The 19,224-nt window shown below is 55.2% G+C and carries 19 protein-coding genes; 8 read left to right on the forward strand and 11 right to left on the reverse strand.

Annotated features, from left to right (window positions below; genetic code table 11):
* Nucleotides 1-166 precede the first annotated feature (166 nt).
* The 5 genes from thyA to GYRE_RS24730 form a co-directional block, all read right to left on the reverse strand.
* Entirely contained in the window at nucleotides 167-961 is a 795-nt protein-coding gene (gene thyA, locus GYRE_RS11505; protein ID WP_006818461.1) for a thymidylate synthase, read from the reverse strand.
* 6 nt (nucleotides 962-967) lie between these two features.
* Nucleotides 968-1,843 (reverse strand): prolipoprotein diacylglyceryl transferase, encoded by an 876-nt coding sequence (lgt, locus tag GYRE_RS11510; RefSeq protein WP_006818460.1) that lies wholly within the window; start codon nucleotides 1,841-1,843, stop codon nucleotides 968-970.
* Nucleotides 1,844-2,151: 308 nt separating this feature from the next.
* Nucleotides 2,152-4,398 carry a phosphoenolpyruvate--protein phosphotransferase gene (gene ptsP / locus GYRE_RS11515; protein WP_006818459.1) on the reverse strand — a complete coding sequence of 749 codons (2,247 nt, stop codon included), beginning with the start codon at nucleotides 4,396-4,398 and terminating at the stop codon, nucleotides 2,152-2,154.
* 12 nt (nucleotides 4,399-4,410) lie between these two features.
* On the reverse strand, nucleotides 4,411-4,941 hold the full coding sequence (gene rppH / locus GYRE_RS11520) for an RNA pyrophosphohydrolase (RefSeq protein WP_006818458.1): 531 nt from the start codon (nucleotides 4,939-4,941) through the stop codon (nucleotides 4,411-4,413).
* Between the two features lie 268 nt (nucleotides 4,942-5,209).
* Nucleotides 5,210-5,437, reverse strand: coding sequence for a hypothetical protein (locus tag GYRE_RS24730; protein WP_038255376.1), 228 nt, complete (start codon nucleotides 5,435-5,437; stop codon nucleotides 5,210-5,212).
* Here GYRE_RS24730 and GYRE_RS25000 point away from each other — a divergent pair.
* The 5 genes from GYRE_RS25000 (at nucleotide 5,395) to GYRE_RS11545 (ending at nucleotide 8,602) form a co-directional block, all read left to right on the forward strand.
* Nucleotides 5,395-5,532, forward strand: coding sequence for a hypothetical protein (locus GYRE_RS25000; RefSeq protein WP_245248577.1), 138 nt, complete (start codon nucleotides 5,395-5,397; stop codon nucleotides 5,530-5,532). The two genes, GYRE_RS24730 and GYRE_RS25000, sit on opposite strands and share 43 nt — an antisense overlap.
* A 94-nt stretch (nucleotides 5,533-5,626) precedes the next feature.
* Nucleotides 5,627-6,319, forward strand: a complete 693-nt coding sequence (gene mutH, locus GYRE_RS11530) for a DNA mismatch repair endonuclease MutH (protein WP_038255377.1) — start codon at nucleotides 5,627-5,629, stop codon at nucleotides 6,317-6,319.
* Between the two features lie 62 nt (nucleotides 6,320-6,381).
* The gene (locus GYRE_RS11535) at nucleotides 6,382-7,095 is read left to right on the forward strand and encodes a TerC family protein (RefSeq protein WP_006818456.1); all 714 of its coding nucleotides are present in this window, start codon (nucleotides 6,382-6,384) and stop codon (nucleotides 7,093-7,095) included.
* Between the two features lie 122 nt (nucleotides 7,096-7,217).
* Complete coding sequence (locus tag GYRE_RS11540) at nucleotides 7,218-7,436, forward strand: YgdI/YgdR family lipoprotein (RefSeq protein WP_006818455.1); 219 nt, start codon at nucleotides 7,218-7,220, stop codon at nucleotides 7,434-7,436.
* Between the two features lie 125 nt (nucleotides 7,437-7,561).
* Nucleotides 7,562-8,602 (forward strand): NADP(H)-dependent aldo-keto reductase, encoded by a 1,041-nt coding sequence (locus GYRE_RS11545; protein ID WP_038255380.1) that lies wholly within the window; start codon nucleotides 7,562-7,564, stop codon nucleotides 8,600-8,602.
* A 53-nt stretch (nucleotides 8,603-8,655) separates the two neighbouring features.
* Here GYRE_RS11545 and lplT read toward each other — a convergent pair whose 3' ends face one another.
* Together lplT and aas are read right to left on the reverse strand one after the other, a co-directional pair.
* Nucleotides 8,656-9,849: a lysophospholipid transporter LplT gene (gene lplT / locus GYRE_RS11550; protein WP_038255381.1), complete on the reverse strand. Its 1,194-nt coding sequence runs from the start codon at nucleotides 9,847-9,849 to the stop codon at nucleotides 8,656-8,658.
* Nucleotides 9,842-12,001: a bifunctional acyl-ACP--phospholipid O-acyltransferase/long-chain-fatty-acid--ACP ligase gene (aas, locus tag GYRE_RS11555; protein ID WP_038255382.1), complete on the reverse strand. Its 2,160-nt coding sequence runs from the start codon at nucleotides 11,999-12,001 to the stop codon at nucleotides 9,842-9,844. Before aas ends, lplT begins: the two co-directional genes overlap by 8 nt.
* A 409-nt stretch (nucleotides 12,002-12,410) precedes the next feature.
* Between aas and galR the strand changes: the two genes are divergently transcribed.
* Nucleotides 12,411-13,427, forward strand: a complete 1,017-nt coding sequence (gene galR / locus GYRE_RS11560) for an HTH-type transcriptional regulator GalR (protein WP_006818451.1) — start codon at nucleotides 12,411-12,413, stop codon at nucleotides 13,425-13,427.
* Here galR and GYRE_RS11565 read toward each other — a convergent pair.
* Nucleotides 13,388-13,864 carry a GNAT family N-acetyltransferase gene (locus GYRE_RS11565; RefSeq protein WP_006818450.1) on the reverse strand — a complete coding sequence of 159 codons (477 nt, stop codon included), beginning with the start codon at nucleotides 13,862-13,864 and terminating at the stop codon, nucleotides 13,388-13,390. The genes galR and GYRE_RS11565 overlap by 40 nt on opposite strands.
* 199 nt (nucleotides 13,865-14,063) lie before the next feature.
* Between GYRE_RS11565 and GYRE_RS11570 the strand changes: the two genes are divergently transcribed.
* Nucleotides 14,064-15,092: a LacI family DNA-binding transcriptional regulator gene (locus tag GYRE_RS11570; protein ID WP_006818448.1), complete on the forward strand. Its 1,029-nt coding sequence runs from the start codon at nucleotides 14,064-14,066 to the stop codon at nucleotides 15,090-15,092.
* Here the strand turns inward: GYRE_RS11570 and lysA are convergent.
* Nucleotides 15,065-16,324 (reverse strand): diaminopimelate decarboxylase, encoded by a 1,260-nt coding sequence (lysA, locus tag GYRE_RS11575; RefSeq protein WP_038255383.1) that lies wholly within the window; start codon nucleotides 16,322-16,324, stop codon nucleotides 15,065-15,067. The genes GYRE_RS11570 and lysA overlap by 28 nt on opposite strands.
* A 123-nt stretch (nucleotides 16,325-16,447) precedes the next feature.
* Between lysA and GYRE_RS11580 the strand changes: the two genes are divergently transcribed.
* Nucleotides 16,448-17,383 carry a LysR family transcriptional regulator gene (locus tag GYRE_RS11580; protein WP_038255384.1) on the forward strand — a complete coding sequence of 312 codons (936 nt, stop codon included), beginning with the start codon at nucleotides 16,448-16,450 and terminating at the stop codon, nucleotides 17,381-17,383.
* Here GYRE_RS11580 and GYRE_RS11585 read toward each other — a convergent pair.
* Nucleotides 17,361-18,062, reverse strand: a complete 702-nt coding sequence (locus GYRE_RS11585; RefSeq protein ID WP_038255386.1) for an aspartate/glutamate racemase — start codon at nucleotides 18,060-18,062, stop codon at nucleotides 17,361-17,363. The two genes, GYRE_RS11580 and GYRE_RS11585, sit on opposite strands and share 23 nt — an antisense overlap.
* A gap of 100 nt (nucleotides 18,063-18,162) precedes the next feature.
* The coding region (wzz(fepE), locus tag GYRE_RS11590; protein WP_038255393.1) for an LPS O-antigen length regulator Wzz(fepE) at nucleotides 18,163-19,224 on the reverse strand (1,062 nt) is incomplete at its 5' end.

Here is a 19,224-nt window from a genome sequence, read left to right on the forward strand (position 1 = left end):
AGGAGTATCGGCAGTTAGCCTTTTTATGGCTACCTGCTGTTATCCGTTTTACGAGGCGTTTTCCGGGTTTTCTTTGCGTTTGCACAGTGTTGCACAGTGCCCGGAAAGCAGATTCCGGAAATAAAAAAACCGGCACGCTAAGGTGCCGGTTTTCATCAGGACGGGATTATATTGCTACCGGAGCTTTGATACCCGGATGCGGGTCGTAACCTTCAATCTCGAAATCTTCAAAACGGTAATCGAAGATAGATTCAGGTTTACGCTTAATCACCAATTTTGGCAGCGCGCGCGGTTCACGGCTGAGCTGCAGGTGAGTCTGCTCCATGTGGTTGCTGTACAGGTGCGTGTCACCGCCTGTCCAGACAAAATCACCGACTTCCAGGTCGCACTGCTGCGCCATCATGTGTACCAGCAGAGCATAGCTCGCGATGTTGAACGGCAGACCGAGGAAGACGTCGCAAGAGCGTTGGTACAGCTGGCATGAGAGCTTGCCGTCTGCCACATAGAACTGGAAGAACGCGTGACACGGTGCCAGCGCCATTTTGTCGAGTTCGCCAACGTTCCAGGCAGAAACGATGATCCGGCGGGAATCCGGGTCGTTTTTCAACTGGTTCATCACCGTGGTTATCTGGTCGATGTGACGGCCATCAGGAGTCGGCCATGCGCGCCACTGTTTGCCGTAGACCGGTCCCAGGTTGCCCTGCTCATCGGCCCATTCATCCCAGATGGAGACGTTATTGTCATGCAGATACGCCACATTGGTATCACCGTTCAGGAACCACAGCAGCTCGTGAATAATCGAGCGCAGGTGGCAGCGCTTAGTGGTAACCAGCGGGAAACCATCCTGCAGGTTAAAGCGCATCTGGTGGCCAAAAATGGAGGTCGTCCCGGTACCGGTACGGTCATTTTTTTGGGTGCCCTCATCGAGCACCCGCTGCATCAGTTCAAGATACTGTTTCATGCTTCCTCAGGAGACGTGTTGCTGTGGGTGACGGCGGTAAGCCCAAACCATCATGATAATTCCCGCCAGCACCATTGGGATAGAGAGGATCTGCCCCATGCTGATGTACTGCACCCAGGTGCCAGTAAACTGGGCATCCGGCTGGCGGAAGAACTCCACGATAATGCGGAATGCACCGTAGCCAATCAGGAACAGCCCCGAAACAGAGCCCGTCGGGCGCGGTTTACGGATAAACAGGTTGAGAATAATGAACAGCACGACGCCTTCCAGCGCCAGTTCATACAGCTGAGACGCGTGACGCGGGAGAACCCCGTACTGATCGAAAATCGACTGCCATTCCGGATGCGATGGCAGCAGCGCAATGTCTTCCGCGCGCGAGCCTGGGAACAGCATAGAGAAACGGAAATTCGGATCGACACGACCCCAGAGTTCGCCGTTGATGAAGTTACCCAGACGGCCACAACCGAGACCAAACGGGATAAGCGGGGCAATGAAATCAGAGACCTGGAAGAAGGTACGCTTAGTACGGCGAGCGAAGATAATCATCACCACGATAACGCCGATAAGCCCACCATGGAACGACATTCCGCCGTCCCAGACGCGGAACAGATACAGCGGATCCTGCAGGAATACCGGCAGATTGTAGAAGAAGACATAGCCAAGACGGCCACCGAGGAAGACCCCAAGGAATCCTGCATACAGCAGGTTTTCGACTTCGTTCTTTGTCCAGCCGCTCCCTGGACGATTAGCCCGGCGAGTCGCCAGCCACATCGCAAAGATGAAGCCGACAAGGTACATCATGCCGTACCAGTGCAGCGAGACCGGTCCAATGGAAAAAATCACCGGATCAAATTCCGGGAAATGCAGATAGCCACTATTCATCTGTCACCACAAGTTCTTATTCTTCCGCCAAAAGTGGGTAGCGGTAGCGATGCGCAGCCGCGCGGGTCGGCCGCTCCAAAGTTGCGAATCATAGCACAGCGAGGCGTCGGGATATGCCACTAAGATGTAAAAGATATGTATACCCTTCATACTTCAAGTTGCATGTGCGTTGGCTTTCCTCGCTTACCCCAGTCACTTACTTGAGTAAGCTCCTGGGGATTCGCTGCGTCGCCGCCTTCCTGCAACTCGAATTATTTAGGGTATATACCCTTCTTCTCCTCTTCCCTTCCACACGGAAGGGAGAAGGATTAGCGGCCGCCGCGGATGAGGCCACCCAGGCCCCGGCGTTCCATGAAGGCCGCCACCTGATGGCGAACTTCAGCAGAGACCTGCGCCTCGAGGCTGCGCTGCACCAGGGTTTGCGCGTCTTCAATTTCGATATGTCTTAGCAGGTACTTAACGCGTGCTACCGAACGACCGTTCATCGACAGATGGCGGAAGCCCATACCCACAAGAATGGCAACGCACATCGGATCGCCGGCCATTTCACCACACAAGCGGAGATCGATACCGTACAGCTCTGCGTCGCGGGCTATGACTGAAAGCGCACGAAGAATGGCCGGGTGCAGGCTGTCGTAGATGTTGGCAACACGCGTGTTGTTACGATCAACCGCCAGAATGTACTGGGTCAGATCGTTGGTGCCGACCGAGATAAAATCGACCCGATTAGCCAGATTCGGCAGCATAAAGACCATCGACGGCACTTCCAGCATCACGCCAATACGCGGTTTTGGAATGGCGTAGCCGATCATCTCTTCGACCTCGCGCCCGGCGCGTTCTATCAGGCGACGGGCTTCATCCACTTCGTCGATGCTGGTTACCATCGGCAGCAAAATGCTGAGGTTACCGGTGGCAGCATTGGCACGCATCATCGCACGCACCTGCACCAGGAAGATCTCCGGCTGATCGAGCGTGATCCGGATCCCTCGCCAGCCGAGGCACGGGTTCTCTTCACTGATGGGCATGTAGGGCAGCTGTTTGTCAGCACCGATATCCAGCGTGCGCAGCGTGACGGGTTTGTCGTTAAACATCTGCAACATGCCCTGGTATTGCGCCACCTGCTCTTCTTCAGAGGGGAAACCACTCTGTAGCATGAAGGGAATTTCGGTGCGGTAGAGGCCAATGCCATCAATACGGCTACCGAGTTTTTCTTCATGCTCCGGGCTCAGGCCCGCATTGAGCATCACCTTCACCCGCTCACCGCTTTTCAGCTCGGCGGGTCGCTCTACATCATCTTCAGCAATACGGCTAAGTTCATTCTCTTCACTGATGAGCCGCTGATATTCCTGCAGCAGTACCGGCTCCGGATCTACCAGCAGTTCCCCACGATAGCCATCAACCACCAGCTTGCGCCCGTGCAGTACCGAAGGCTGAATATCCGCCCCCATTACCGTTGGGATCCCGAGGGCGCGCACCATGATAGCCGCATGCGAGTTTGCCGCACCGTCACGAACCACGACGCCGGCTAAACGATCCTGCGGAACCTCTGCAAGAGTGGTCGCGGAAAGCTCATCTGCCACCAGTACAAACCGTTCAGGCCAGGCATTTGCCCCCTGAACGGAGTCATCAAGGTGGAAAAGGATCCGTTGACCCAGCGCGCGAAGATCTCCGGCGCGCTCTTTCAGGTAATCATCGCTCAGCACCGCAAATTGCTCAGCGAACTTCTCGATGATTTTCTTCACCGCCCACTCAGCAACCGAGCCGCCGTCTACTTCCGCGAACAACTCGCGTCGAAGACGGGCATCTGAAAGCAAGTGAGAATAGAGGTCGAAAATTGCCGCCGTCTCTTTTTGCGCGCCAGCAGCAAAGCGTTTGCTGTAGCGACGGAACTCATTGGCGGCCTCTTCCAGCGCGCCGGTAAGACGTTCACGTTCCAGCGCCGGGTCAAGCGTGGAAGCCTGGTAGACCTGCTCCATCAACGGCAGCGTGGCGTCCATCCAGCCTTCGGCGATGGCCACGCCCGGCGCCGCCGGCAGGGCACGAATTCGGGTCTGACGATACTGACCGAAAAGCGCGGTCAGCTGCGACTGCGAGAGAATAGCGGCCATCTGCGTGGCAAGCGTCACGAGGAAGGACTCTTCGCCCTCATCGTACTGACGAAGTTCCCGCTGTTGCACCACCAGCACGCCAAGCAGCTGGCGGCGCTGGATAATGGGCACACCGAGAAACGCGCGGAAGCGTTCCTCTTTTACCGAGGGAATATATTTAAAGCTGGGGTGTTTGTGCGCATCGGCAAGGTTGATGGGTTCGGCAAGGCGCCCCACTAGTCCGACAATCCCTTCGTCGAAGGCCAAAGTAATGGTGCGACCGCGCGGTTTTTTCAAACCGCGGGTCGCCATCAGGTAATAGCAACGCCGGTCATGGTCGGCCAGATAAACCGAACACACTTCAGTTTCCATCGCCTGACAGATGTCCGTCACCAGAATATCCAGTGCTTCGTTCAGGCGCGGTGCGCTGGCGACTTTCTCAACAATCTCTCGCAACCGGGTGAGCATAATCTGCGTGGCTTAACCTCTTTTACGTCGATAAGCGGGCGCGCTCTGCGGCTTCGGGGTTGTTTCCGTCAGCGACATCACAACGCTTGCGAACTCCTTCATAACCCGGCGGTATACGTCGCGTTTAAACGATACCACCTGACGAACAGGATACCAGTAACTCACCCAGCGCCAGCCGTCGAACTCTGGCGTGCTGCTGGTTTGCATATTGACGTCCGCGTCACTGCTTATCAACTGCAAGAGAAACCACTTCTGTTTCTGGCCGATACAAACCGGCTTTGTGTCCCAACGCACCAAACGTTTAGGTAATTTGTAACGCAACCAGTTGCGCGTCGAAGCGAGAATGCGCACATCTTTGCGACTCAATCCTACTTCTTCAAACAGCTCACGGTACATCGCCTGTTCTGCTGATTCCCCAGAGTTGATCCCTCCCTGCGGAAATTGCCAGGAATGCTGGCCAAAACGCCTGGCCCACATGACCTGACCCTGGCGGTTGCAGATTACAATACCGACGTTTGGGCGGTAGCCATCGTCATCAATCACCGGACTACCTCAATATAAGCATCAATGTGAATGATTGTTTCACACTCGCCGGGAACGGTAAACCACTCTGTTACGGCTTCATCACCGGATAACATTTGAATAACTCACAGTAAACGTCAGAGTTATAAACAGATGCACGTATCGATGAGGCATTTTATTCACTTTTTCTGTGGATAGAGTTGTGAAGAAGTATGGAATTAACCAGGGAAAACCCGGAACAGTCTGAATAATACGTCATTTCACTGGGATAATAATAGCAATTTTTTCATTAACTTACTGGCATTAACTTTCCATTTTTAGCACGTAACGTGATGATCATCACATGAGCGATCCTTTGATTGATGAAAGATCGAGCAGCGTCGTTTTTATCCACAGATTGTGCCAATAAGTTAGGCACATTTTGTGTGAAAATCCGATTTTCGTCGCACGTCAAGGCTGTAAATGGAACCAGTAGTGTGTAGTTTTCCCAGTTATCCCATTTTTCTGTGGATAACATGGTGTAAGATCCTGTTTATTGTCAGTGACCAGTTTTGGACAACCTGTTTCACCCTCCGCAATCCTCATGAAGAATGGCAAAAAAAAGTGATATAAATCATCAAATTGCCATGGTTATCCAAAAACAGGTAAACTCTGTCTATCATCGTGAAAAACACAGGCTATTTTTTGAGCAAAGGTTCTGATCGCTATGTCTTCCCTCTCCCCACTCTCTTCACCGCCGGAAACACAAGCCCAGCTTCTGGCTCAGGCGCAGCGGCTGGCGGGCTATTCGCTGGGAGAACTGGCGGCAAAAGCCGGGTTGCCAATACCTCGCGACCTTAAGCGCGATAAAGGCTGGATCGGTATATTGCTTGAGGTGTGGCTGGGCGCCAGTGCGGGAAGTAAACCAGAGCAGGACTTCGCCGCCCTCGGCGTTGAGCTGAAAACGATCCCTATCGACAGGCACGGCCGACCGCTGGAAACCACCTTCGTTTGTGTAGCCCCACTGACCGGCAATAGCGGAATCACCTGGGAGAGCAGCCATGTGCGCCATAAGCTCAAGCGCGTGCTGTGGATCCCGGTGGAGGGCGAGCGTGAGATCCCACTGGCCGAGCGCCGCGTCGGATCCCCTCTGCTCTGGAGTCCCAGTGAAGAAGAAGACCGACAGTTACGTATGGACTGGGAAGAGCTGATGGATTTGATTGTGCTGGGCCAGGTGGAACGTATTACAGCCCGCCACGGCGAGGTGCTGCAACTGCGCCCAAAAGCCGCCAATAGCAAAGCACTTACCGACGCCATTGGCGCCCATGGAGAGCCCATTCTGACGCTGCCGCGCGGTTTCTACCTGAAGAAGAATTTCACTGCTGCACTTCTCGCCAGACATTTTTTTCTCGCCCAGTAACCGTTTTGATCTAGCGTGACGCGCGCCTATAATTAGCGTTTTCACTTTGCAGGACCTTTTTGATGTTATTTGCATGGATAACCGATCCCAATGCCTGGCTCGCGCTGGGCACGCTGACGCTGCTGGAGATTGTGCTCGGGATCGACAACATTATTTTCCTTTCTCTGGTCGTTGCCAAACTACCGACTGCCCAACGTAATCACGCCCGACGTATTGGTCTGATGGGGGCGATGGTCATGCGCCTGGCGCTGCTGGCCTCCATCGCCTGGGTAGCAAGGTTGACCAATCCCCTGTTTACGGTGATTGGTCAGGAGATCTCCGCCCGTGACTTGATCCTGCTCCTTGGCGGGCTGTTCCTTATCTGGAAAGCGAGCAAAGAGATCCACGAATCCATCGAAGGCGAGGAGGAAGGGCTTAAGACTCACGTACACTCGTTCCTTGGCGCTATCGTGCAGATTATGCTGCTTGATATCATCTTCAGCCTGGATTCAGTCATTACCGCTATTGGTCTGTCCGATCACCTGTTCATTATGATGGCAGCGGTGGTCATTGCGGTGGGTGTGATGATGTTTGCCGCACGACCAATCGGTGATTTTGTTGACCGCCATCCCTCGGTAAAAATGCTGGCGCTCTCTTTCCTGATTCTGGTCGGATTTACGCTGATTCTGGAGAGTTTCGACGTCCATGTACCGAAAGGATATATCTATTTCGCGATGTTCTTCTCCATAGCAGTGGAAACACTCAACCTGATGCGAAACAAAAAGAAACCGCTTTAATCATCTATTAACGCCCCCTAATGGGGGCTTTCACACATTTTTAAGATTTTACCGCTTTTTACTGACCCAAAATCAGGTTATTACTAGACTCATATGAGTGCGGTCATATAGGGGCGATAACGATGAAAAAATGGGCAGTTCTGATTTCAGCAGTAGGAATGGCATTTGCCGTTTCAGGATGCAGCAGCGATTACGTCATGGCGACGAAAGACGGACGCATGATCCTGACCGACGGAAAACCCCAGGTCGATGACGATACCGGGTTAATTAGTTATGAAGATCAGCAGGGAAACCGGATGCAGATCAACCGCGACGACGTTTCGCAAATTATTAAGCGCTAAAAGAAAAGAGGTCAGCCCGCCTGGCCTTTTTCGATCTTTTCCTTTCGATTTTTCCTCCGCTCTGCCATCTTAATATTCCTTTGTCAGGGACCCACCTGACGTTGTTGAGAAAAAGGAAGCCGGCTATGCACTATCACCGTATCCCCCACAGCTCCCTTGAGGTCAGTACTCTTGGGCTGGGCACTATGACGTTTGGTGAACAAAACAGCGAAGCCGATGCCCATGCACAGCTCGACTACGCCGTGAGTCAGGGCATTAACCTGATTGACGTCGCTGAGATGTACCCTGTACCGCCGCGCCCGGAAACCCAGGGCCTGACCGAAACCTATGTCGGTAACTGGCTGGCAAAGCACGGTAGCCGCGAAAAGCTCGTCGTTGCCTCCAAAATCAGCGGGCCGCCGCGTAATAACGACAGCGGTATCCGCCCGCAGCAGGCGCTCGACAGAAAGAACATCCGTGAAGCGCTGCATGATAGCCTGAAGCGCTTACAAACCGATTATCTCGACCTGTATCAGGTCCACTGGCCGCAGCGTCCCACTAACTGCTTCGGCAAGCTCGGCTACACCTGGACCGATTCCCAGCCGGTGGTCACGCTGCTGGAAACCCTCGACGCGTTAAGCGAATTCCAGCGTGCCGGGAAAATCCGCTACATCGGCGTATCGAATGAGACCGCCTTTGGCGTGATGCGCTACCTGCACCTGGCGGATAAGCATGACCTGCCGCGTATTGCGACCATTCAGAACCCTTACAGCCTGCTAAACCGCAGCTATGAAGTCGGTCTGGCGGAAGTGAGCCAGTATGAAGGCGTTGAGCTGCTGGCGTACTCGTGCCTCGGTTTTGGTACTCTCACCGGGAAATACCTTAACGGTGCGAAACCGGCAGGCGCGCGTAATACGCTGTTCGCCCGTTTTACCCGCTACAGCGGAGAGCAAACCCAGAAGGCTGTGGCAGCATACGTCGACGTAGCAAAACGCCACGGGCTGGATCCGGCGCAGATGGCGCTGGCGTTTGTCCGCCGCCAGCCATTCGTCGCCAGTACGCTACTGGGCGCAACAACGCTTGAGCAGTTGAAAACCAACGTTGAGAGTCTGCATCTTGAGCTTAGCGAAGAGGTGTTAGCGGATATTGAGGCAGTGCACCAGATCTATACCTACCCGGCGCCGTAACCTCTGCCGGATATTTGCAGTGCCGGGCGGGTGGATTTCCCGCCCGGTAAGGTTTAACGCCGACGGCCCCACAGCCAGAGCGCCACAATCGCCAGGGCGAACAGCACGCCAAACCCCAGGCCAACACCGACGACCGGGATCCCCACTTTTACCGAAAGCGAAAACAGCCCGAGCATCAACAGCATGGCCCCGTTTTCACCAAGGTTTTGTACGGCAATCGCGTTCCCGGCTCCCACGGTATGCTTACCGCGCTCCTGCAACAGCGCGTTCAGAGGCACCACGAAGAAGCCCCCGAGAATACCGATAATAAACAGCAGCAGGTAAGACGGCAGCAGCGCGTGTTGCAGTGCAAAAATGGTGACCACCACGCCAATCAGCACCCCGGCAGGCATACACCGGGAGGCGGTTTCGAGGGTCACGAGCTTCGCCGCAGCCCCGGCGCCCACCACAATCCCGACCGCCACCATCGCATTCAGATAGGTTGGCGTAGCGTTGTCAGTGATGCCCAGCACCACCGGCACCCAAAGCACCAGCAGGAAGCGTAGCGTTACGCCTGCGCCCCAGAACAGACTGGTACCGACCAGCGAAAAGCGTGTTTCACGATTGAGCCACAGGGTACGGCAGGCGCTGAAAAAGCTTTGCGTCATCGGCGTAAAACGCCAGGATTGCCCTGGTCGCGCTGCTGAAAGTTTTGGGATCATCAGGTTTGCCACCACTGCGCCACCATAGACCAGCGCACAAACGCCCAGCGCCGCCAGCACGTGCCAGTCGGCAAGGATCCCCCCCGCCACCGAGCCCAGAAGAATAGCGGCAATGGTGGAAGATTCCATCAGACCATTCGCTTTGACCAGTTTGTCACCGGTGGTGAGCTCCCCCAGGATGCCGTACTTCGCCGGAGAATAGGCCGCCGCACCAATACCCACCAGCGTGTAGCCCAGGAAGGGATTGATGCCTGCACAGATACTCAGAGCCCCCAGCAGCTTCAGGCTGTTGGCGAACATCATCACCCGGCCTTTGGCAAAGCTGTCGGCAATCTGCCCGACAAACGGTGCAAAAAGAATGTAAGCACCTACAAACACCATCTGCAAAATCGGCTGGCTCCAGTCGGGATAAAACTGCTGCTTCATCAGCGCCAGCGTAGCGAACAACAGAGCGTTATCACCAAACGCCGAAAGGAACTGAGCGCAGGTCACCGCCAGCATCCCTTTCGACCACAGCGAAGTGTTAGTGTGTACTGACTCACTCATTATGGGATTCCGCCTGCTCAACCATCGTTTTCAAAGTGACAAAATCAGGTTTACCGCTACCCAGTACCGGCAGTTGTTTAAGCCAGCGGATATCGCGCGGTACCGCCAGCTCCGGGATCCCATGCGCGCGGGCATATTGCTGAATTTTGTCACGGCTCAATGCATTATCGGTGGTAAACAGCACCAGCGCCTCACCTTTACTGGCATCGGTTTTAATCACGGTGGCGTGGAGTTTGTCTGGCGACAACGCCAGCGCCATCTGCTCTACCACCTCAAGCGACACCATTTCACCGGCAATTTTGGCAAAGCGTTTCGCGCGTCCCTGAATCTGTACAAACCCCTGCGCATCAAAGGTGACGATATCGCCGGTGTCATACCAGCCGGCTTCCATTTCACCATTCTGGTTTTCCGCCACCGGCGCTTCCAGCATGCCGGGGTTTTCCACCCGCAGATAGCCGTTCATGATGTTCGGGCCTTTAAGCTGCAGACGTCCACCTTCAGCAATACCCGGCACCTCCAGCAGACGCGCATCCATGCCCGGCAGAATCCGGCCCACGGTCTGCGGTTTTGCCGCCATCGGCACGTTAATTGAGACCACCGGCGCACATTCGGTCACCCCATAGCCTTCAAGAATGCGCAGGCCAAATTTGTCCTGCCACAGCTGACGCGTACTCTCCTGCAGCTTCTCCGCTCCGGCCACCACGTAGCGCACCTTATAGAAATCATACGGGTTAGCAAAACGCGCATAGTTGCCAAGGAAGGTCGAGGTACCAAACAGCACGGTGCAGTTGCGGTCATACACCAGCTCAGGCACCACACGATAATGCAGCGGGCTGGGATAGAGGAACACCTCTGCGCCAGTGAGCAGCGGTGTAAACAGACCGACGGTAAGGCCAAAGGAGTGGAACAGCGGTAGGGCTGACATGAAACGGTCATCGGCGGTGAAGTCGGCAATCGTTTTAATCTGCTCTACGTTCGCCAGCAGGCTCTTGTGGCTATGCACTACGCCCTTCGGATGACCTTCTGAACCGGAGGTGAACAGCACCATCGCCGCGTCTTCCGGCTGCTGCTTCACCTGCGCCAGGCGCGGCATCAACAGGTGGGAGAAGATCCACAGCTTGTCAGCCGTCGTCACGTCGCCCTTCAAATCTTCGAGGAACACCCAGCGCACCTGGGTCAGCTGCTCCGGCAGATGCCACAGCTTGCCCTTATCAAGGAACGTACGGGAGGTAAAAATCGTCTTCAGCTCCGCTGCGGTAATGGCGCTTGAGAGCCCTTTCACCCCGGCGGTGTAGTTCATCATGGCAGGAATTCGGCCACGGGCGATGGCGCCAAAAATCACCGCGGCTGAGATCCCGGCGTTTGGCAACATCAGGCCAATGCGCTCACCGCGTTCGCTATATTTTTCGAGGATCCGCGCCACGAACAGGGTTTTGGTCAGCAGTTTTCGGTAGGTATCCGGCTGGAAGTTGATGTCTTCCACGCAGAGCTTACGTGCGCCGAAACGGTCCTGCGCCGACAGTAACGATTCATACAGCGTCTCGCGCGGGCGCACCGCCATGCGGGCTTCCATCATAATCTGGTGCAGCATTTCGCCAGCAATTTTACGCCGTTCACGCGCCCGCGGTGCCTCCGGCATTGGCAGACTCGTTGGCGGCAGCACGTGCAGTTGAATACGTGGGAACAATCGACGCTTTACCCGTCCCTTCAGACGGCTGAAATGGGTCAGTTCGGCACCTTCAATGCGGATCGGGATAATCGTGGCTTTCGACTTTGCGGCAACGAAGGCCGCACCGTCGTAAATCTTCATCAGAGAACCGGTCACCGAGATGCGCCCTTCCGGGAAAATCACCACCGGGCGCCCCTGTTCAATCAGGCGCACAAGATGCTTTATCGACATCGGTTTGGTGGGATCGAGCGGGACGAAGTCAATCAACGGCGCCAGGTAGCGCATAAACCACTTCTGGCTTATCGAGGTATAAACAGCGAAAACCGGGCGGATGGGCAGGAAAAGCGCCAGCAGAATGCCATCAATGAAGGAGACATGATTGGGAGTTATCAGCACGTTTTGCTGATGCAGCGCCTCCAGATTGCCAGTCATTCTGACCCTGTACATCACCCGGAACAGCAGCCGAAAAAAAGCAAAAAGCATAGCAACTCCCTTGTCTTGTCATTATTGACAGAAGAGTACACGAGAAGACGGGGGGAAGCGAAATAGCAGGCAAAAAAACCTGCGCATCTGCGCAGGTCGGTGCAAATAATAAGTACGAAATGAGTACTGAAGAATCTCACCAATCAATACCTCTGGGATAATCAGAGTATCAACCACCACGAAGAACTCTCCAGCGAACATTCGCAACAGCCCTTCGCAAAGTGTAAGCAAAGGTTTGAATTCACTTTTCCCGGTTTCAATTAGGCCAGCGCCCCCGTGTAACCATTACACGCCAGCGCCATTATCTGCTTCACAATTGCTTAAACCTGCGGGGCACAGGCCTTGAAGAGTCACCGCTTTTCCGTAACACTGTAGAGGTGTAAACGTTTCCCCAGAAAAAAGGCATACTATGGCGACTATAAAGGACGTAGCCAGGCTCGCAGGTGTTTCTGTCGCCACCGTCTCCCGCGTCATCAATCATTCCCCAAAAGCCAGTGAAGCTTCCCGTCAGGCGGTTTTTTCGGCCATGGAAGCGCTCAGCTATCACCCGAATGCTAACGCGCGTGCGCTGGCGCAGCAGTCCACTGAGACCGTTGGTCTGGTGGTGGGCGATGTCTCCGATCCCTTTTTCGGTGCGATGGTCAAAGCGGTAGAACAGGTGGCGTACCAGACCGGCAATTTTCTGCTGATCGGTAACGGCTATCACAATGAAGTTAAAGAGCGGCAGGCAATTGAACAGTTGATCCGCCACCGCTGCGCTGCGCTTGTGGTTCACGCTAAGATGATCCCGGATGAGGAGCTCGCCGGGCTGATGAAACAGATCCCCGGCATGGTGCTTATCAACCGCATTCTTCCCGGCTTCGAAAAGCGCTGCGTGGCGCTGGACGATCGCTATGGTGCCTGGCTTGCCACTCGCCATCTGATCCAACAAGGACACACCCGCATTGGCTATCTCTGTTCTAACCATGCCATTTCGGATGCGGAAGATCGTCTGCAGGGCTATTACGACGCCCTGAAGGAGAGCGGTTTACCCTGTAACGATCGGCTGGTGACCTTCGGTGAACCCGATGAAAGCGGCGGTGAACAAGCAATGACGGAGCTACTGGGACGCGGCAGAAACTTTACCGCTATCGCCTGTTACAACGACTCAATGGCCGCAGGCGCAATGGGCGTACTAAATGACAACGGCATCGACGTCCCGGGAGAAATCTCGCTGATTGGCTTTGATGATGTGCTCATTTCACGTTACGTGCGCCCACGCCTGACAACGGTTCGCTACCCGATAGTCACGATGGCCACCCAGGCCGCCGAACTCGCCATGGCGCTGGCAGAAAACCGCCCGCTACCTGAAATTACGCACCTGTTCAATCCGACGCTGGTGCGCCGTCATTCGGTCATTGCGCTCGCCGAAGGTGAAAGGTCATAGCGATAGAGATGCACGGTGGTGTCCGGGTAATCCAGGCCATCACCGATGTACTGCCAGCCAAAACGCTCGTAAAAATCACGACAGGCGGAATAGAGATGCAGGCTGGCAAAGCCCATTTCCCGCGCATAGTCCAGCACATGCTGCTGCAGTTTTCCCGCCAGCCCTTGCCCACGCGCAGACTCCGACACATAGAGCGCCCCCATCCACGGGAAGAGATCCTGGCGACTTATCAGATCGCAGCGCCAGAGCCCTACGGTGCCCAGCAGCGTATCCCCTTCGGTCGCCACAAACGTCAGCGGTAACGAATCGGGCTGCTGGCTGTGGTTGATGATGCTGGCAAATACTTCGCGTGAAAGCGGATCGCCAAACGCCTGCCACAGCCAGTCAGTGACGCATTCGGCATGGTGAGGAACAAGATGTAATGGCTGAATTTTCACGCTAACCCCGGGCAGCAATCGGCAAAGTGCGCCGATTTTAGCAGACTCTCCCACCGTTTTATGGTGTCGTTTTGTCAACGTGGCAGCAATCTTGCAGCGAAAATCGTGATCCTGGTTGTTATTTGCTGATTATGAATGGATTCTGCCAAGGATCCCCTGTGATAAACTATGCCCAGTGATGTGGTATCAGGAATGAACAATGGCAACAATGCTGGATGTCTCACTACGCGCAGGCGTGTCGAAAGCGACCGTTTCCCGCGTGCTGAACGGCACAGGTCAGGTCAAAGAGAGCACCCGTCAGCAGGTGTTTAAGGCGATGGAAGAGCTGGGCTATCGGCCGAACTTTCTCGCACGCTCTCTGGCTAACCGCACCAGTAACAGCATCGGGCTGGTGGTTTCCACCTTCGATGGTTTCTACTTTGGCCGCTTGCTGCAGCAGGCTTCCCGCCAGACAGAAACCCACGGTAAGCAATTGATTGTGACCGACGGTCACGACACGCCGGAACGCGAAGAACAAGCGGTGCAAATGCTGGCTGACCGCCAGTGCGACGCGATCATTCTGTATACCCGCTATATGAGCGAAAAAGCGATCATGTCGCTCATCGAATCCATCCCTATGCCGCTGGTGGTCATCAACCGTGACATACCGCAGGCGCGCGATCGCTGCGTGTTCTTCGAGCAGCAGGATGCCGCGTTCCAGGCTGTCGATTATTTGATTTCACAGGGTCATCGCGACATCGCCTGTATTACCGTCCCAGGCCACACCCCCACCGGCAAAGCGCGACTCGAGGGTTATCGCCGTGCGCTTGAAAAGCACAACATCGCGTGGGATCCGGCAAAAGTGAAGTATGGGGATTCCAGTATGACACGCGGCTACGAGCTCTGCCGCGAGCTGCTGGATGAAAACACCTCCTTCAGCGCCCTCTTCGCCTGTAACGACGATATGGCGCTGGGCGCGTCAAAGGCGCTGCATCAGGCAGGGCTGCGCATTCCTCAGGATGTTTCTCTGTTTGGTTTCGACGATGCCCCCAGCGCCAAATGGCTGGAGCCGGGGCTTTCAACGGTGTATCTACCGATTGATAATATGATTGTAACCGCCATCGATCAGGCGATTAAACTTGCTAATCAGCAGGAGATCGAGACGATCCCGCCGTTCACCGGTACGCTGGTGCTGCGGGAATCTATCACTACCGGGCCTTATTACAGCTCAAGCGCCAGCAGATCCTGAATGCGCTGACGGCGGCGGATCAGCCGTGCTTTACCGCCGTCAAACAGCACTTCTGGCAGCAGGGGGCGGCTGTTGTAGTTCGATGACATCGACGCCCCATAGGCCCCGGTATCGTGCAGTACCAGATAGTCTCCCGCCACTACCGCCGGCAGCGCGCGAGTTTCCACTTTGCCACCTTCCTGCTGGGTAAAGACATCACCAGATTCGCACAGCGGCCCGGCGACAACGGTATCCAGTACCGGCGCCTGGCTGAGATCGCGACCATCGGCGGCAAGTGCAGAGATGTGATGATAGCTGCCGTACATTGCCGGACGCATCAGGTCGTTGAACCCGGCATCAATCAGCACAAAATGACGGCTACCCATCTCCTTCACTCCACGCACCTGAGCCACCAGCACGCCAGCCTGTGCCACCAGGAAACGACCCGGCTCGATTTCAAGCTTCACCGGATGACCAAAATGACGTGCAATTTGCTCACGGGCGGCGTTCCATAAACCGTAATAGTGGTCGGTATCAATTGTCTCTTCACCTTCACGATACGGAATCGACAACCCGCCACCGGCGGAAATCGCCTGCAGATCCTGACCAAAATCAATCACCTGCTGAACCATCGCCCCGCACACCTGCTCAAGGTGACCATAATCAACGCCGGATCCAATATGCATGTGGATCCCAACCAACTGAAGCTGGTGGCGCTGCATCACCGCCAGCGCGGCCGGCAGATCGCTATACCAGATCCCATGCTTGCTGTTTTCGCCCCCGGTGTTGGTTTTCTGGCTATGCCCGTGACCAAACCCCGGATTGATCCGCAGCCAGACACGATGACCTGGTGACGCAGTACCCAATTGATCCAGCATATCAACAGACCCCGCATTCACCGGGATCCCCAGCTCGGCGACCCGGGCAATGGTCTCTTCATCAATCACATCCGCGGTAAAAACGATGTCGTCCGGATTGCTGCGCGGGTCAAAACCGGCCACCAGCGCGCGTTCGATTTCGCCGAGTGATACGGAATCCACCTTCACGCCCTGTTCACGCATCAGGCGCAGGATATGAATGTTCGAACAGGCCTTCTGGGCAAAACGGACCACGTCAAAACGACTGAGCTGCGCTACCTGCCGGCGAATGATCTGTGCGTCATACACCCACACCGGGCAACCAAACTCGGCGGGAAGTCGCAGCAGGTTATCGGCGGTCAGGTCGGTATCAGTGTTGTTCAGCGGACGTGGCATGGAAAGACTCCAGTTATGCAGGGGTTTTTCATGATTACGCCACAGCCCGGAGGCAATAAAAAATATCGTTTTATATCGAGTCTATGCAAAAATGATATGGAATCATCTTATGGAGAGAGCCGCATGCCTGCCGTTAATTTGCGTCATATCGAAATTTTTCACGCCGTGATGACCGCCGGAAACCTGACGGAGGCGGCACGGCTGCTGCATACTTCCCAGCCTACGGTGAGCCGTGAGCTGGCTCGCTTTGAGAAAGTGCTGGGATTAACGCTGTTCGAGCGCTCACGCGGTCGGCTGCATCCGACGGTGCAGGGTTTGCGGTTATTTGAAGAGGTACAGCGCTCATGGTATGGCCTCGACAGAATCGTCAGCGCGGCAGAAAGCCTGCGTGAGTTTCGCCAGGGCGAGCTGTCGATTGCCTGCCTGCCGGTGTTCTCACAATCTTTTTTGCCATCCCTGCTGCCGCCGTTTCTGGCGCGTTATCCGGAAGTCAGCCTGCAGATTGTGCCTCAGGAATCGCCGCTGCTGGAAGAGTGGCTCTCCGCTCAGCGTCACGATCTGGGTCTCACCGAAACCCTGCAGGCGCCGGCTGGTACGGAACATACGCCGCTGCTGACGCTGAATGAGGTGTGCGTTTTGCCGTCAACACACCCGCTGGCGGCCAAAACGGTGCTGACCCCGGCCGATTTTCACGGTGAAAACTATATCAGCCTGTCGCGTACCGACAGCTACCGGCAGTTGCTTGATTCCCTGTTCAATGAACATCAGGTAAAGCGCCGGATGGTGGTCGAGACCCACAGCGCGGCGTCGGTCTGCGCGCTGGTGCGCGCCGGGGCGGGGATCTCCGTCGTCAACCCGCTCACCGTGCTGGACTATGCTGAAAGCGGCGTTAGCGTGCGCCGTTTCAGCATCGATGTCCCGTTTACCGTGAGCCTGGTGCGTCCACTGCACCGTCCAGCCTCTGCGTTAGTGGCCGCGTTCACCCGACATCTACAGGCCAGCCTGCCGCTAATAACCGGTCCGCTGGATGCGGTACTCAATGGGACTCAGAGAGCATAAAGTCGACGGCATCTTCGGCATGAATAGCTGCCGTATCGAATACCGGCAGACAGCTTTGTTCTGCCGGTACCAGCAGGCCAATTTCGGTACAACCAAAGATAACCCCTTCGGCCCCCTGCTCTGCCAGACGTTCAATCACCTGCAGATAGTAGTCGCGCGAAGACGGGGTAAAGCGCCCCAGACACAGCTCTTCAAAGATTATCTGATTGATTTTCTCCCGCTCTGGCGCCTTCGGCACCTGCACGTCGAGGCCAAACTGTTCAACCAGACGGCCACGGTAAAAATCCTGCTCCATGGTGTAACGCGTCCCGAGCAACGCCACCCGCTTCAGTTGCTGTTTCTCAATTGCCCGACCGGTTGCTTCAGCAATGTGCAGGAACGGTACCCGAGTGCGGGAGGTGATGCTGTCCGCCACTTTATGCATGGTGTTAGTGCAGAGCACAATACCTTGCGCACCGGCGAGCTCCAGGCCATGGGCGGCCTGAGCAAGAATGTCGCCCGCTTTGTCCCACTCACCGCTGGACTGGCAGGCTTCGATGGTGTGAAAGTCTACGCTGTGCAGCAGAATTTGCGCTGAGTGTAAGCCGCCCAGGCGCTGCTTTATACCTTCGTTGATAAGGCGGTAGTAAGGGATTGTTGACTCCCAACTCATGCCGCCAATTAACCCTATCGTCTTCATCGGTCCCCTCCTGTGTTTCCCCAGTGAAGCAAACTGACGGCGCGCAGGCAACAAAAAAGGGCGGCTCTCGCCACCCTTATTATTTCCAGCATCGTCGTGATTACATCGATTCCGGGTTAACCGCTGCCAGTACCGGACGACGGGCGGCCATAGCCTGCCCTAACAGGACGCTACCGCAGGCGAAAATGCCCCCAAGCAGCGCCGCCAGTACGATGATGATGCCTTTTCCAGGGCCATCTTTTTTCACCGGCAGCGAGGCCGACAGCTGGTATTTAAATACCGGGAAGGTCATATCTTTGACGCTGACTTTTTCCAGCAGCGACAGCTGATATTCGCTGTTACGCAGCCCGGCATTCAGCTCTGACACGTCGGTGATGGATTTCTCGATTTCAAGCTTACGCTCAATGCCGTCAGCACCCAGCGAAATAGAAAAATCCGGATCGTCTTTTACCGCCTGACCATTACTATAAACCGGGCGGGTGATCCCCGCGGCTTTCGCGACCTGAAGAGAGTAATTCAGGCGTTTGATTCGGGTATCCTGAATGTTGGCAAGTTTCGCACGCTCAAGCTCCAGGGCATCTTTTTCTGTTTGTACTTTCAGCGCGACAGTATCACGAATGCTTTCCAGTGACTGCGTCACCACCTTAGCAGCCACGAACTCGATATAGTTGTTCAGAATAGACTGTGCTTCCTGGGGATTTGGCCCGGTAAAGCTGAGCGTCCAGGAGCTGTAGGGCTGAGAGTCATCTTTTTTCATCGCATTGTCGTTCACGGCTTTCATCTTTTCAGACATAGCAACAATCGCCCGGTGCAGCTCCATGGTGTCGACGTTGGTGTCTTTAAAATGCGCCATCAGCGTTGGCGAGCTGGTGATGTACTCTTCAAGCTCCTGCTGGGAACTGAATTTTTTCAGGAAGAGGTTAAAGACCTCATTGCGATCGAGACCAATATTCACACCCAGCACCTGCAACGCAGCCAGACGCTGATGCAATTGGCTCCACTGCGTCGATTCCGCCGGGGTGACGATGGCATTACTGGTCCATTTCTGCGGCAGCAAAAAAGAAAGCAACAAACCAACCAGCGCGAAGGCGAGGACATAAGCCAGAATGCGCTTCTTCGCACACCACAACATGTCCATGAGACTCAGCAAATCAATCTCCCT

Origin of the sequence: Yokenella regensburgei ATCC 49455 (assembly GCF_000735455.1) — a bacterium.
Taxonomy (GTDB): domain Bacteria; phylum Pseudomonadota; class Gammaproteobacteria; order Enterobacterales; family Enterobacteriaceae; genus Yokenella; species Yokenella regensburgei.